Source organism: Prevotella sp. DNF00663, assembly GCF_001553265.1.
Classification (GTDB): Bacteria; Bacteroidota; Bacteroidia; order Bacteroidales; family Bacteroidaceae; genus Prevotella.
Genome location: NZ_KQ960661.1, coordinates 1 through 14,863 on the forward strand (window position 1 = coordinate 1; position 14,863 = coordinate 14,863).

The 14,863-nt window shown below is 43.4% G+C and carries 10 protein-coding genes; 7 read left to right on the forward strand and 3 right to left on the reverse strand.

The window, feature by feature from the left end; all coding sequences use genetic code 11:
* Window positions 1-167: 167 nt before the first annotated feature.
* Entirely contained in the window at window positions 168-392 is a 225-nt protein-coding gene (locus HMPREF3034_RS10645) for a hypothetical protein (protein WP_062435463.1), read from the reverse strand.
* A 738-nt stretch (window positions 393-1,130) separates the two neighbouring features.
* Between HMPREF3034_RS10645 and HMPREF3034_RS10650 the strand changes: the two genes are divergently transcribed.
* From HMPREF3034_RS10650 to HMPREF3034_RS10680, 7 genes are all read left to right on the forward strand, one after another.
* The gene (locus HMPREF3034_RS10650; RefSeq protein ID WP_052052984.1) at window positions 1,131-1,709 is read left to right on the forward strand and encodes an RNA polymerase sigma-70 factor; all 579 of its coding nucleotides are present in this window, start codon (window positions 1,131-1,133) and stop codon (window positions 1,707-1,709) included.
* A 57-nt stretch (window positions 1,710-1,766) separates the two neighbouring features.
* Window positions 1,767-2,696 carry a FecR family protein gene (locus tag HMPREF3034_RS10655; RefSeq protein WP_062435466.1) on the forward strand — a complete coding sequence of 310 codons (930 nt, stop codon included), beginning with the start codon at window positions 1,767-1,769 and terminating at the stop codon, window positions 2,694-2,696.
* 164 nt (window positions 2,697-2,860) lie between these two features.
* The gene (locus HMPREF3034_RS10660; RefSeq protein ID WP_197421765.1) at window positions 2,861-6,352 is read left to right on the forward strand and encodes a TonB-dependent receptor; all 3,492 of its coding nucleotides are present in this window, start codon (window positions 2,861-2,863) and stop codon (window positions 6,350-6,352) included.
* A gap of 22 nt (window positions 6,353-6,374) precedes the next feature.
* A complete protein-coding gene (locus HMPREF3034_RS10665) occupies window positions 6,375-8,147 on the forward strand; it encodes a RagB/SusD family nutrient uptake outer membrane protein (RefSeq protein WP_062435469.1) in 1,773 nt (590 codons plus the stop codon).
* Between the two features lie 50 nt (window positions 8,148-8,197).
* Window positions 8,198-9,133: a phosphodiester glycosidase family protein gene (locus HMPREF3034_RS10670; protein WP_082721773.1), complete on the forward strand. Its 936-nt coding sequence runs from the start codon at window positions 8,198-8,200 to the stop codon at window positions 9,131-9,133.
* 3 nt (window positions 9,134-9,136) lie between these two features.
* Entirely contained in the window at window positions 9,137-10,993 is a 1,857-nt protein-coding gene (locus HMPREF3034_RS10675; RefSeq protein ID WP_062435476.1) for a BACON domain-containing protein, read from the forward strand.
* A gap of 63 nt (window positions 10,994-11,056) precedes the next feature.
* Window positions 11,057-11,995 (forward strand): DUF6528 family protein, encoded by a 939-nt coding sequence (locus HMPREF3034_RS10680; protein WP_156431119.1) that lies wholly within the window; start codon window positions 11,057-11,059, stop codon window positions 11,993-11,995.
* Between the two features lie 171 nt (window positions 11,996-12,166).
* Here HMPREF3034_RS10680 and HMPREF3034_RS10685 read toward each other — a convergent pair whose 3' ends face one another.
* Window positions 12,167-13,057: a hypothetical protein gene (locus HMPREF3034_RS10685; protein ID WP_062435479.1), complete on the reverse strand. Its 891-nt coding sequence runs from the start codon at window positions 13,055-13,057 to the stop codon at window positions 12,167-12,169.
* Window positions 13,058-13,070: 13 nt separating this feature from the next.
* Window positions 13,071-14,417, reverse strand: coding sequence for an MBOAT family O-acyltransferase (locus HMPREF3034_RS10690; RefSeq protein WP_197421766.1), 1,347 nt, complete (start codon window positions 14,415-14,417; stop codon window positions 13,071-13,073).
* Window positions 14,418-14,863: the final 446 nt, after the last annotated feature.

A 14,863-nucleotide genomic window follows, 5' to 3' on the forward strand; every position in this document is an offset into this window, starting at 1 on the left:
AAAGAGGGGGTATCAATTTTGACACACCCTCCCTTGATAAACGACGTTGTTTATCGATATTTCTACAGTACTGTAGGGGTGCGACATATCGCGTCCGCATGCAAAGTTTACAATTATTCATGGATTAAATAAAGCTATTATTGTCTGCGGACACGGCATGCGTGTCCCTACAAGCACCCACTTATAAGGTCAATACCAACAAAAGCTACTACGTAAAGACAGTCAACATCCCATCCCGACTTTACTTCCTGAGTATATCGTGCAACCGATTTATTCTGTTCATTAAAAGTCAATGGATTGCCTAGATAGGGTGTCCAAAGATCGCTTCCCAACATTTCGCGGATATTATTGGTGTATATATCACCTTTATAAGAGATTACTCCATCTTCCACAAGGCGAAATCGACAAGAGCAACAACGTTCTTGTTCAAAACCCTAACTATTAATTTATAGGTAAACGTAAACACTGTCCACCTCATTCAGGTGACAGTAACAACCCTAGCGGGCAGGTCTGTGAAGACTTGTCCGCTTATTTTATATTCCCAAATGCGTTCTCTCGCAATTTCCAAACATAAGAGCAAAAACACATAAGAAAGCATAAAACCTAGGAACAAATTGTATTCGACCATCTTATTCCGAAGTATCGCAGACTGACTACAGATGCTTAGCTACCTGTTAGAGCACAAACAACATTCTCAACCACGCCTCCAATACTCTTTAAGGAGGGGCAAAGATTATACCCATAGACTCCAACTGCGACTATCAGCTATAGCCATTTCGCAACAGATAATAGGCTATTCATCTCCATGAACAATAATCCAAAGGTTCATAAATCTAAATACTCAAATCACTGCAGGAGCAAGGCAGCATCGCTGACCGGCCTTTTCAGAATTCTTGGCGAGCCTAGGCAGCAATGCTGCTTCAGCGTTGCAGAAAAGGAATTAACAACTTTACAAGTTAATAAGTAGACTAGAAAGGGAAGAGAGATGAGGAGTTTACATCCCCATCCCCACTCTTTCCACTGCACAAACTCAAAAAGTCGGTGTTTATTTTGAGATGCTAGAAAAATATATTACTTTTGGGAACGCTAACCCATAATAACAAACTTTAAACAAAACAGATCATTTTGAGATGTCTTCAGCTGTACACCATGACATACAAGCACATCCCTTGACGTTTAATACGATCTATAAACAATATTATAAACGAGCCATAGCCTTTGTCAAATCGTATATCCACGACGATTTGGCAACAGAAGATATTGTATCTGAAGCCATGATTAGCGTGTGGAAAAATATTGATTTGAATCGCAAAGAGGGAATTACAGCCTATTTGTTATGTGTATTAAAAAGCCGTACACTGGATTACCTGCGCTGTAGGAAACGTGAATTGCAAATGAAAGAAGACGTAGAAGTTTGGATGAATCGCGAAGTGGAATATCAGACAGAGGCTTTGGAGAGCTGTACCACAGATGGCATTTTCAAACAAGAGATACTGGACATAGCAAAAAATACATTGGAAACACTGCCAGAGAAAACACGATTGGTATTTGAAATGAGCAGAAATGAAGCACTCACACACAGGGAAATAGCCGACAAGTTGGGTGTTTCAGAGAAAGCCGTACAATATCATATTACCAGAGCTTTAAAGGCTTTGCATAAGACTTTGCGCAACTATTTGCCCATATTCTTATTTCTCTTTGGCGCATAAATCTATTTTTTTTCATTTTCTTATTAGGAGGTAATCCCCCAATTACGTATATATAATATGGAGCAAGAACTGTTATATCGCTACATGACAGGCTCTCTGACCGAAGAAGAGCGCAAAACTATAGTAGAATGGATAGGCGAAAGTCCGGCTAACAAGCAGGAGTTTATACGCCTACACAGGGTGTATGATGCTGCATTATGGAGTGAAAATAACGACGAACATAGTGCATCCGGAGCATCACACCGAGTCAAGATGCGATACCTTTGGCGCATTGCAGCAGCCGTATTCCTATTGATGGGTACGGCTTTGACATGGTATGTCGCATCGCAACGACACGATACAAGACAACTAGTAACAGTATATTCCCCCACAGGACAGCGCACTGAAATGCTCTTGCCCGATGGTAGTAAAGTTTGGTTGAATGCCAATAGCAAACTGACTTTTGATGCAGTGATGGACGGCAAAAAACGTGCAGTGGCTCTAGACGGTGAAGCCTATTTCAAAGTAGCCAAGCAAAAGGAGCGTCCGTTTGTTGTTTCCACTTCAAAGATGGATATACAAGTGCTAGGAACCGAGTTCAACGTATGTGCCTATACGAACGAGAAAGAATGGGAAACATCGTTGGTCAATGGAAAAATAGAATTGATAAACGAAGCCAAACACATTAGAACAACCTTGGCACCTAATACCACGGCAACACTCATAGGCAACACGCTGATACAGAAGACCATAGAGAATGCAGATTATTTCTTGTGGCGCGAAGGCGTATTGGCTATCAAGAACAAAGCACTTCTCGACGTGATGCACTTGCTAAACAATTACTTCGATTATAATATTATAGTAAAAAACAAGCGTATAGCCAACAAGCGGTACACAGGAAAGTTTAGAACCAAAGACGGCATAGAGCATGTACTACGAGTATTACAATTAGACAACAACTTCACCTATACCAAGAACAACGACACAAAGACCATCATTATACATTAATCATATTATCAAATACCTAAAAAGACTAGTGCCTATGATTATATCCAACTAACCACCCAGCAGCCACGATGGCAAGCAATCTATCTACCAATCGGCAACGATTGACTAGGAAAGACCTATGAGTAATTTTTTAATACCAAATTAACATGATTTCTAAATGTAATATGAAGATAAACCGACGCGTTGCATTATTGATGAAAGCCGGTGTCTTTATCTGGTTTCTAGGTACCAACCCTACATTCGCTATGCAATCTTATGCACAAGCACATAGCGTAACTATCAGGTTGAGCAACAGCAACACCAAGCAAATTTTGAAAGAGATAGAACGACAAACCGACTACCTCTTTGTATACAATGAAACAGAAATAGATCTGAACAGACGCGTAAAAGTAGATACCAAGAAACAATCTGTCAACACCGTACTCGACCAATTGTTTAATGGAACACCTATTACCTACGTGATAGAGGGAAATAATATCTTGCTCACTTCGCGCAAGACAGCAAACCAAAGAACTCAAAAGAGGAACAGCACACAACAAAATAGCAATGAAACACGGACAATACATGGAGTTGTGAGCGACGAGAAAGGTGAACCTATCATTGGAGCCAGCGTACAGGAGAATGGTACAAACCGCGCTACTGTAACCGACCTCGACGGTAGATTTAGCCTTAAAGTAGCCTACAATGCCACACTCACTGTATCATATATAGGCTATAGCAGCCAGCAAATGAAAGTGGGACAACGGAAGACATTGGACATTATGCTGCGAGAGAACGCAAAAGTGCTCGACGAACTCGTGGTTGTAGGATATGGTAAACAAAAGAAGTTGACCATGACAGGTGCCGTTGCTGCCGTTTCGGGCGATGTTTTGAACAACCGTCCTATTGGCAATATCGCACAAGGCTTGCAAGGAGTTGTCCCCAACTTGAATATTACATTTAACAGCGGACAGCCATCGGCAGGTGCCGGTATCAACATTCGTGGTAACACATCATTGAATGGTGGCTCGGCATTGGTGCTGATTGATGGTGTAGAAGGCGACATTTCTATGCTCAATCCACAGGATGTGGAGAGCGTATCTGTATTGAAAGATGCATCTTCAGCAGCCATTTACGGTGCACGCGCTGCATTCGGTGTAATGCTTATCACTACGAAACAAGGTAAAGCCAACCAAAAAGTAAAGGTAAGTTATAGCAATAACCTAGCTTGGAGTAAACCGGCTCGACTCCCCAAGATGCCAAGAGCAGACGTTTGGGCTCGCGCTTGGAACGACGCATATGATAGCGAACAGCCCGGAGATTACTATTTCACCGACCGATTCTTAGAGGCATTGGATGCTCATATTGCCGACCCGGAACATAATCCGGCAATACTTGTCGATACAGAAGGAATCCAAAGTCCCAACTATACACCTAATAAGCCGGGATGGGCTTACGTGGGTAATACTGATTGGATACACGAATTCTATAAAAACGCAGCCTTTATGCAACAGCATAACGTGAGCGTTTCGGGAGGTAACGACCGCAGCCGCTATTATCTATCGGGGGCTTTCAAAGACCAAAACGGTATTTTCCGTTATGGTAATGATACCTACAAGCGTTATAATCTCACGTTTACATTCGATACCAAGATTAATAAAATGTTTGATATCGGTTTCTCTACCAAGTATAATTATACCCAAAGCGACGAACCATTTAAAGACGGTGGCGACGGTGCAACATGGTATTACGAAGTATATAGAATGTTCCCAACCCTATCTGTTTTCTTACCTAATGGAGAGTTTGCAGGTATGTCGCTCAGTAGAGGTAACTTCAATGTAATCGGACACATGGCTAATGCAGGCCGCAGAGTTATCTCCGGCAATGATATGTGGTACACTGGTCGTTTCGATTTGCATCCATTGAAAGGGCTATCTATCAAGGGTAATTACTCTATCAATAAATACTTTAGTCGCACTAAAGAACATAGAAAGACCGTATATCAGACGATGCCCGAAGGTGCAGAGTCTTTAAAGGCAGAATCTCCTAACCATGTAGCCAATGGAAATCGCGAGCATACCTACCAAGCATTAAATATTTGGGCAGAGTACGATTGGAATCTGAACAAGCAAAACCACTTCAAAATCATGGGTGGTTATAACCAAGAAGGTAAAGATTATAAAGGTTTCTCATTGAAGATGACCGACTTGTTCGATAACTCTACACCAATATCTCATCTTGCCATCAACTACGCAAGCAACTGGGAGACTGATACTAGATGGCGTGTTCAAGGTTTATTCTATCGTTTCAACTACGAATATGCTGATAAATACTTGGTACAATTAGATGGCCGTTACGACGGTTCGTCTAAGTTTAGAAAAGGTAAACGCCACGTATTTGTACCATCCGGCTCTTTAGGATGGCGCATCTCTGAAGAAAAATTCTTTGCTCCGCTACGCAAAGTTGTTGACAACTTGAAGCTAAGAGGTTCTATTGGTGTACTTGGCAACCAAGCTATCAGCTCATACTTCTCATACATCGCCAGCCTAAATGGTGGTACCATGAGCAACTACATGATGAACGGCGACCCATTGACATATCTGTCTGCACCTTCAGTACCTAACAATGTGACATGGGAAAAGGTCATCAGTAAGAATATAGGTATCGACTGGGCATTATTCAACCAGCGTTTGACAGGTCAGTTCGACTACTATGTTCGCGACACGAAAGACATGATTCGCCCCGTCACCCTGCCTGCTGTATTGGGTACCAGTGGCGGTCAAGAGAACATAGCCGACCTACGTACCAAAGGATGGGAAATAGAATTGGTATGGCGAGACAAGATTAATAACGTATTTAACAGTCCGTTGGGCTATTCTATCTCTGTAGGCCTATCCGATTATCAAGCTGAGATTACAAAGTTTGATAATCCTACCGGCTCGCTATCTATGTACTACAAAGGTTATAAGATGGGCGACTATTGGGGATATGTAACCGATGGATATGTGCGAGATGAGCATGAAGGCGCTCGCATGAACTATGTTCAGAAGTTTATCTATCACACTTGGAAGCCGGGAGACGTTCGCTATCGCGACTTAAATAACGATGGAGTCATCGATATTGGTAAGAATACGCTAGCTGAACCGGGCGACCGTACCATCATCGGTAACAATACACCACGCTATCGTTACAATGTTCAGGCAACTCTAAACTGGAAAGGTTTCGACTTCTGGATCATGTTTGATGGTTTAGGTAAACGCGATGTTTGGACAGAGAGTGACCAGTTCTGGGGATTCCCACGCGGTATCTACAATGGTAATATCACACAGTACCATATTGATAACACATGGAGTCCGGAGAATCCTGATGCTTATTATCCAAGAAAATCGCTGAACAGCAGAAACACACAACGCCAATCTAAATACTTGTTGAATGCTGCTTATCTGCGACTGAAAGGCTTATCAATAGGCTATACCTTCCCTAAACAATTGATTTCTCGCTTGCATTTAGACCAACTGAAAGTCTACATCAGCGGTAATAACCTTTGGGAGAAGACATATATGCCACCTTTCATGACTCCCGACATCGTAGAGAGTTTGACTGGAAATGGAGCTAATTCGGGAAAAGAATATGCATTTATGCGCCAATTCTCGTTTGGTGTTAACGTTTCATTCTAATCATTTTAAATACTAGATAACAATGAAAAGATACCATATATTATTAACAGCATGTGCCGGTTTACTGCTTGCAAGCTGTAATTATCTAGACGTTGAACCGGGCGATACCATTACTGAAGACCGCTTTTGGACTACAGCTAATGGTGTAGCATTGGAACAATACTGTCATACATACTACCCCCGACTGATAGTAGGACATGGAGATCCACGTTCATACAGTACCTCTCCAATGTTCGGGGGCGACATGCAGACAGATAATATCTTGGCCGGTGCCGCCAATCAGATAGCATTTGGTAAGAACGTAAAGACTCAAAGCGACGGTGCTTGGAACTGGAGTACGGTGCGAGGATGCAATGCTTTCTTGGCAAACTACAAGAAGACACCGGCCAATGCCATTGAGCAAAAGCACTATGCAGGCGAGATTTACTTCTTCAAAGCATGGGACTATTTCAATAAGATGAAGCGTTTTGGCGATGTGCCATGGTATGATAAGGTGCTGGACAAGAAAGATCCCGGCTTGTATAAGAAGAGAGATTCACGCACTTTAGTTACCGATTCCATTATCATGTGCTTGGATAGAGCCATCGAATACCTCCCAATGCTTACAGATGTAAGCAAGGTGAGCAAGGATGCTGCCCTCATGCTGAAGGCTAGAGTATGTCTCTACGAGGGAACTTGGCGCAGATATCGTAAGATGGAAGGTGATGAGAAATTGCTAAAAATGGCTTACGATGCAGCCGGCGAACTGATGAGACCGGAATATAAGCACTCTTTATATTCAGAAGGTGGGCCCGATATGTGCTACTTCAATCTGTTTATCCAAGATAATTATAAGGGTAATCCGGAGATTATCTTAGCACGTGAATACGACCCAACAGTGAATATGGGACACATGATATCTCGTTCCCATCCATTAAGCGATATGGGTATGAGCCGCGATTGTTACGAGGAATATCTCTGTTCTAAGACAGGTAAGCCCATTTCTATTTGTGGTTGCCATAACCCAAAGATGGGATATTTGGCAGAAATGACCAATCGTGACGGTCGATTAATGCAGACAATCTGTGTTCCAGACGCCGATAGCAAGCACGCACAATATCTATATAGGGAAGATGGTGGCAAGAAAAAGGGTGGAGTTCCCAATATTTTCAGCCTGTTAAATGCTACCGATGCCCATCCGTTCTATGGTACATCGGCAACCGGTTATTGCATTAGCAAGTACTATAAAGAATCCGAATGGGAAGGAGCCGAGCATTTCAAGGGTTCTATCGATGCTCCCGTAATGCGCTATGCCGAAGTTTTGTTGATACGAGCAGAGGCAGGTGCCGAACTAGGATTAGACCCTGAATTGGATAAGACTATCAATGCATTGCGTCAAAGAGTAGGCTTTGCTCACAAATTAACCGATCATCCGACAGAAGATCCCGACCTTGTTGCTAAGTATCCTGACATCGTTGGAGCCAACAAGAACTTGATTCGAGAGATTCGACGCGAACGCAGAATAGAGTTATTTGCCGAGAATGCCCGATGGGACGACCTGTGTCGCTGGCATGCTGCCGTCAACTTGTTGAACCGAGAGCGTCGTGGTATGCCAATGGACCCCAAGTTCTATACAGCGAAAGAGATACAGATGATTAAAGAGAAAGTAGGATTCGACGCCGACGGATTCATCACTCCGTATGCTATTCGAGTTAGCTACAAGCCTACTTTCACTGAGAAGAATTACCTGTATAACATTCCTATCAATGAAGCATCGTTGAATCCGAACCTTCTACCCGACAATCCGGGATGGTAAGAGTGAAGATATAAAAGACGTAACATTGACAGATTTTAAAACTAAAAGTAATGAAATCAACAATATTATATTCAATATTGAGCTGCATGGCACTGTTCACGGTGGGCTGTTCAAGTTCATCAGACGATACCAACACGGCTCTTCCACATAAAGGTGCGAAGACAGTGCTCATGCAGAACGTTGCAGACAACCTACCGGAATTGCAAAGTGTAGAGAAAGACTCTATGTGGAGCGTGACCGACGGTGTCAGCGTAACCGAGGTAAAAATGGTATTCCGCACATACAACACGCACATGTTGATTGCCGAAATAGACTTAACCAAGGGCGTAACGTTAACCCCAAGCTGTGCTGACAACGCAGAATTGCCTACCAAACTACAACCATTGACCGAACAAATGCAGGCATTAGAAAAAGCCGGCAAGACGGTATATGCAGGTATCAATGGTGATTTCTTCGGCAAGGGCAAAGACGGTTACCAATCCATGAATGTATTCGTGAAAGACGGAAAAGTCATCAAAGACACGTATACCGCAGGCAATGAAGGTATGATTATCAAACTGAAGAACGGTGATATACGCATTGTTCACCCACGCTTCTTCAAGAGTTATTCTGCCGATATACAAGAAGCTGTAGGTGGTTTCCATGCTTTGATAACCGATGGTGAACCCAACGAGTTGCTGGCCGTGAACGACTTGACGATGAAATTCAATGCACGCACATTCGTAGGCCTATCACAAGACAACAAGAAGTGTTATCTCTTTGTAGTCGATGGAGGGCAGGACGACTTCTCTAAAGGCATGCGTGTAGAAGACGCCATCAGCATTTGTAAATATGCGGGATGCCATAATGCTGTAAATCTAGATGGCGGAGCATCGTCTACCTTTGCCACTAAAGACAGCAAAGGCACCATCAATGTGTTGAACAAACCATCCAACGGCGAACAACAACCGGTATTTAATGGTTTAGTAGTCATTAAGAAAGGATAAGCTATGAAGAACTATAGATTAATACAAACAATGCTATTGGGTGCAATGACATGCTTCTATGTCTTTACATCCTGCAGCGAGAAGTATGATATACAGCGAGTAGAGCCCAGTCTCGACGTACAAGAGAGCGTCACGACCGAACCTCAGAGCGAACGTCTAGTGATGCCGTTGAAGTCGTCATACCCTTGGTTTGCCGAGGCTTCTGATGGCTGGATTAGTCTGACTCGCTATCGCGGACAGGCTCTGAAAGCCGACTCTATCGTCTTCTCTTGCGAAGAGAATCCTACCATGGACGACCGTGAGGGATATATTGAAGTACGGTTGATGGATCAATACAGCCAGCGTATCAAGGTCGTTCAGCGTGGACGAGGCACACTCATTACCCTCCCACAGAGCCTTGTCTACTTCAATAAACAAGGTGGAGAGGTGCTGGTTGAAGTACAGACTCATCTGGACTGGCAGCCCGAAGTGGCTTCAAAAGATGGCTTTACCTTTACCAAAGCCGACAAGACCCACCTGAAAGTGGTGGCAACAGCTAATCCAACGGGTAAAGACCGTACGTCGGAAGTCGTCATATATGACAAGGACAAGAAGAAGTCGGCCAAGCTTTCCATCATCCAGAAACCTACCGACAAGATACTGTTCATCCCGTTCGAGGCTGCACAGAAGGATCTTGTCATCAAGAAAGGCGAATACTCCTTGGACATTCCGGTAACTCTCAACGTAGAATACGACGCTGTAGCCAGCGATAAGTGGATTAAGATTAAATCGGCTCCGCCTGCAGATGGCAAGTCCGTACAGAATGTATTGGTATCTACCGAAGTAGAGACCAACACCACCGGACAGGAACGCAACGGCTACATTGTTATCAAGAACAAGGGCAGTAAGACCGAGGCCTCCGACACCATCTTTATCACTCAGCGCGGTGTTGGGCAGATTATCTACGTCAAGCCGGGCGGTAATGGCGACGGAACTTCATGGGAACGTGCCTTTGGAAGCATCCACGATGCCATGGGCGCAGCCTCCAACAATGGCGACATGGAGATATGGGTGGCATCAGGAACATATCAGTTCAAGGCCAGTCTGACATGGAAACACGTCAACGTTTACGGTGGTTTCAAGGGGACGGAGAACAAGCTGCATCTTCGCGACCTCAAGAATAAGCCGGTATTTGTCGGCGGTGAGCGCAAATTCATGGCCGCATGGAACAATAAGGGAGCCATGGTCTGGATGGACGGTATCGTCTTTGCCGACTGCGACAACTATCGTAACACCGACACCGGATGCTTTGAGATCTACATGAACCATGGATTCCGTAACTGCGAATTCCGCAACTTGCGTCATGGCAGACAGATATTCTACATGCAAAAGTGCAAGATGGTGAACTGCTACCTGCACGATCTGCACTCCAAGAACTACATCGTACGCGGAGACGGCACCAACTTCTACAACTGCACACTGGTTAGCTCTATGTCCGACGGTTGGAATACCAACTACGTAAGTGGTGGCTGCAAGTGGTTCAACTCGGTCATCTGGGCTATCAAGAGAACTGCCGGAACCGGCTACCGTGCATTCGTTGCCGGGCAAGCTACAATGACTAACTGTGCCGTACACAGCGGAATCAAGGAGAAGAACATCAATTTCATCGACTGCTTCGAACTCAATCTGAATAACGATGCCGACAATGGTCCTAAGTTTGTCAACCCCGTTGTCAATGGAGACTATCGCCTCAAAGCCGGCTCTAAGTGCATCGACGCAGGTAAGAAGGTCGATATACAGTTGCCATACGATATTATGGGCAATCCACGTGTCGTAGGATCGGCTATCGACCTAGGTGCATTCGAGTACAACGGAAAGTAATATATACCAACAATGAGGTGACAGCCATCGCAGTTGTCACCTCATCATACCAAATCAATCAACATGAAAAAGATTAAAACACATAATCCACTATTAAGTCTAATAGCGATTATCATCCTTAGTTGTAGCTGCGGTTGCAGCAAAGACTCTGCTATCGACACCCCGAAAAAGGCCGAGTTTGTTATGCCGGAGAAAGCCATCGTCATGACCAATCAGGCCGATGCATCGATTGTCATTGCCGATGTAGATGCCAAAAAGGTGGTATGGAAATGGACAGCGACCATCGGAAAAGTAAACGAAGAACACCGTAAATGGTTCTCGAATCCTAGCGATGTGAAACCGGTTTACAACAACACATGCATCTTGATGGCTGCATCGGGCGGCGGTGTAGCACTCATTCGCATTGCCGACAAGAAGACTTTGTTCTATGGTTATGCCGGAGTAAACCCCCACTCTGCCGAACTATTACCCGATGGTAATATCGTTACGGCCTCATCTACCGATGGAATCCTTGCTACATTCCGCACCGACACCATCAAAGGATTTGGAACCATGGTGGCTAAGTACGACCTACCGGCTGCCCACAATGTGTATTGGGACAAGAAACGAAATAAACTATATTCCGCAGCCCACACCATGCACATCTTTGATTACAATGGCGATAAAGAGAAACCGTTGTTGAAAAACCATGTGACGCAAGACATAGACTCACCCGACGGCAAATTGATTGGTACTCACGAGCTATTCCCCATCGAAGGCGAAGAAGACATGTTGTGGTTAGCAACAAACCAGAAAGTCTGGAAATACAATCTGCGCGATAACTCAGTAAAGGAGTTCTCCAACTTCTATGCCATCAAGAGTGTATCGAATTCCAGCCATGGTATCATCATGTTGTGTCCTAAAGAAGAGTGGTGGGCCGACGATCTTATCGACGAAACCGGTAAAACCATCTTCCGCTCGTACGGCTTTAAAATATACAAAGCCCGTTGGATAGGAAAGTAAAGATATAAAGAAAGCGCATCGTTTAACCCACGATGCGCTTATTTTTTGTCTATTTAGTTACTCATCAGCTTTTCAATTACCGGACTGCACCGGCTTGGCAACATCACTGTCCAGCCGCTTCAACAATGCTGAAAGGCCGAGGCAGCATTTTTGCCTAGCCCTTGCAGCATTTCAAGGACGAAAGTATTTGCACACACTAGCAGTATATTGGCGTGCCCCACTGTCGTTGAAATGCACGTGATCTGAATACAACGAGGGAGCATGCGTAAATCTTTGGTCGCCACTACAATTATGGAAAGCGACATCATAACGTGCACATAGCCGCTCGATAACGTCGAATGAAGCCGGTGCATTGCTGCCATAAATCGGAGAAACCATCACGATGAGTTTGGTCTTCTTGGAATATTCGCGCAGCATTTTCTCAAAAAAGGAGACCTTGACACTATCTATTTTTGAGAAATCAAGCACGCGCGGCTGATAGTTTTCATCCTTTTTCAGACTTCCTTTCATAGGTATATAACCATTTTGAGAGATCAAATCTTTGTGCTGTAAGCGGTCGCCCACGATGTGGAATAGCAAAGAATTATAAGGATATATCCCACTTAGCATCTTCATACGTTCCATATGGCCTACCACAGAGAGTATTGAGTCGGCACAACCATGCGGACTCAGCGTGCGTATCTCAGTCAGGAAACGAGCATTATTAGAAGGTTCGATGTCGTATTCAGGCGTCAATTCATAGATAATCATCTTAGGAATATAGCGTTGTGACATGGCGCGTAAGAGCGCATAATGGTAAATGATGCCCTGTCCTCCTAACCCACAATTATAACACGAAAGCCCTGTCGAATCGCTTATGATTGGAGGCACATAGTGATGTAGTGCACGTGAAGACCCCAATATGACAATATCGCTCTTTACATAGTTCACAATCTCATTCTTTCTCCCGATAGCTCCAAATGTCGTAAAGTCGTAACCGCGCTTGAGCATATATCCGATTGCTTGGTCGGCAACTACAATGAAAGCCACAGTCAATATAAAGCTGATTAAAAACTTCTTCATATCTCCATCTCGTTTAAAAACTGATATAAATGAATTGTCCTGCATCAAACACGCCAAACAATAAAATCAGAATGCCTATCACGCAACTATAAACCCATATCCATTTAGGATGAGAGAATAGATTGGGACACCACTCATCGCGTATATCTTTCACTACGACTATCATAAACATAAGAAACATCGTTAATACAGTGGCTTTCATATCGCGATTATCAGGTATATCTATGGTCAACCTTGTATCAGTGAACATGCGCATCAAGATATTAAGAGCTTCTTTTATCGTAGGAACGCGAAAGAGTATCCACAACAAACTGGCCAAAACAAAGGTGATGACCATGCCTATAGCCTTAGCTGTACGTCCACACCGGCCTTTGAATGTACGCAGTTCTCTATCAACAACGACCAACAAACCATGCAACAATCCCCACAACAAATAGGTATAAGCTGCCCCATGCCACAAGCCACTAACAAGAAATGTGATAAATAGATTCCTACGAATCTTCCATGCAGCGGTACGACTACCTCCCAAAGGAATGTAGATATAATCCCTTAGCCAGAAAGACAACGTGATGTGCCACCGTCGCCAAAACTCACCAAAACCGAAAGAGAAATAAGGACGTTGAAAGTTTTGATTGATTCTAAAGCCTAAAACATTGGCGCAACCTATAGCCAAAAGTGAATATCCGGCAAAGTCGGTATATATCTGAATAGAATAACACAATGTGGCAAACACTAACGTAAGCCCACTGAACCCATCGGGATGGCCAAAAACAGTATCTACATAAATACCGAAACGATCGGCAACTGCCACCTTCAAGAACATACCCCATACCATCAAACCGATTCCACTAGTAGCCAATTCACTGTCAAAACGCTTCCCTCGATTTTTAATTTGCGGCATCAAGTCGTTGTATCGACTGATAGGACCAGAGAGTATCTGCGGAAAAAAGCAGACGAAAAGGGCATGATGTAATAGATTGTGTTCCGCCTTTATCTTGCCACTATAGACATCTATGAGGTATCCCAATGCTTGAAACGTATAAAAAGAAATACCGACAGGAATAGCCCAATTAAGTCCCGGTAACTCTATTCCGCTCCCTAAGCCAAGAAATAAATCATCTAAAATGCTACAAGCAAAATCATAATACTTAAAGAAGAACAAAGGGAGCAAAGACACACAGATACCCACCCATGTCGGCATGCGCCTCTTTGACTCCGCAAGCAAGGCAAAGCCATAGGTAGTCCCCATCACCCACAACAGGAAAAGAGCAAATATAGGCTTTAAACATAGATAGAAGCCTAGACTCGCTAACAGTAAGAATATATTACGAAATCGGGATGGTAATACGTAATAAAACATACATATTACTGGGAAAAACATTAAAAAGAGCAAGGAGTTAAATACCATCGGAGTCTAAATCTATTTGCCTACACATATTCATATTGTAAACAAAGGTATGACTATAATTCTTAATGACAAAAGATTGAAGATAAAAACTAACACAATCATCAAAAGACAAACACTGCATACACACCTGTGGGAGATGATAATTACTGATAATCCAAAGCTACAAACAAGCCAAACAAAAAGGCTGACAATCGTCCTAAGACAACTATCAGCCTTCAATTGGAGTGGAGCTGGTGGCTCTTTTTGCGCTAATTCCACATGGTTTCACAATATTTCAAAATTCGTTATTTCATTGATAAACACAAATTTCCAATATCACGGGTTTTCACGAAATACCGGAAAATCGTGTACAAAATCGTGTATATTACAATATATACCGAAAAAGGATTCGTTTGAAC

What these genes read in the sequence shown, in the direction of transcription:
- HMPREF3034_RS10650 (WP_052052984.1), top strand. Translation starts at nt 1,131, where the DNA reads ATGTCTTCAGCTGTACACCATGACATACAAGCACATCCCTTGACGTTT.
- HMPREF3034_RS10655 (WP_062435466.1), top strand. Translation starts at nt 1,767, where the DNA reads ATGGAGCAAGAACTGTTATATCGCTACATGACAGGCTCTCTGACCGAA.
- HMPREF3034_RS10660 (WP_197421765.1), top strand. Translation starts at nt 2,861, where the DNA reads ATGAAGATAAACCGACGCGTTGCATTATTGATGAAAGCCGGTGTCTTT.
- HMPREF3034_RS10665 (WP_062435469.1), top strand. Translation starts at nt 6,375, where the DNA reads ATGAAAAGATACCATATATTATTAACAGCATGTGCCGGTTTACTGCTT.
- HMPREF3034_RS10670 (WP_082721773.1), top strand. Translation starts at nt 8,198, where the DNA reads ATGAAATCAACAATATTATATTCAATATTGAGCTGCATGGCACTGTTC.
- HMPREF3034_RS10675 (WP_062435476.1), top strand. Translation starts at nt 9,137, where the DNA reads ATGAAGAACTATAGATTAATACAAACAATGCTATTGGGTGCAATGACA.
- HMPREF3034_RS10680 (WP_156431119.1), top strand. Translation starts at nt 11,057, where the DNA reads ATGAAAAAGATTAAAACACATAATCCACTATTAAGTCTAATAGCGATT.
- HMPREF3034_RS10685 (WP_062435479.1), bottom strand. Translation starts at nt 13,057, where the DNA reads ATGAAGAAGTTTTTAATCAGCTTTATATTGACTGTGGCTTTCATTGTA.
- HMPREF3034_RS10690 (WP_197421766.1), bottom strand. Translation starts at nt 14,417, where the DNA reads ATGTTTTATTACGTATTACCATCCCGATTTCGTAATATATTCTTACTG.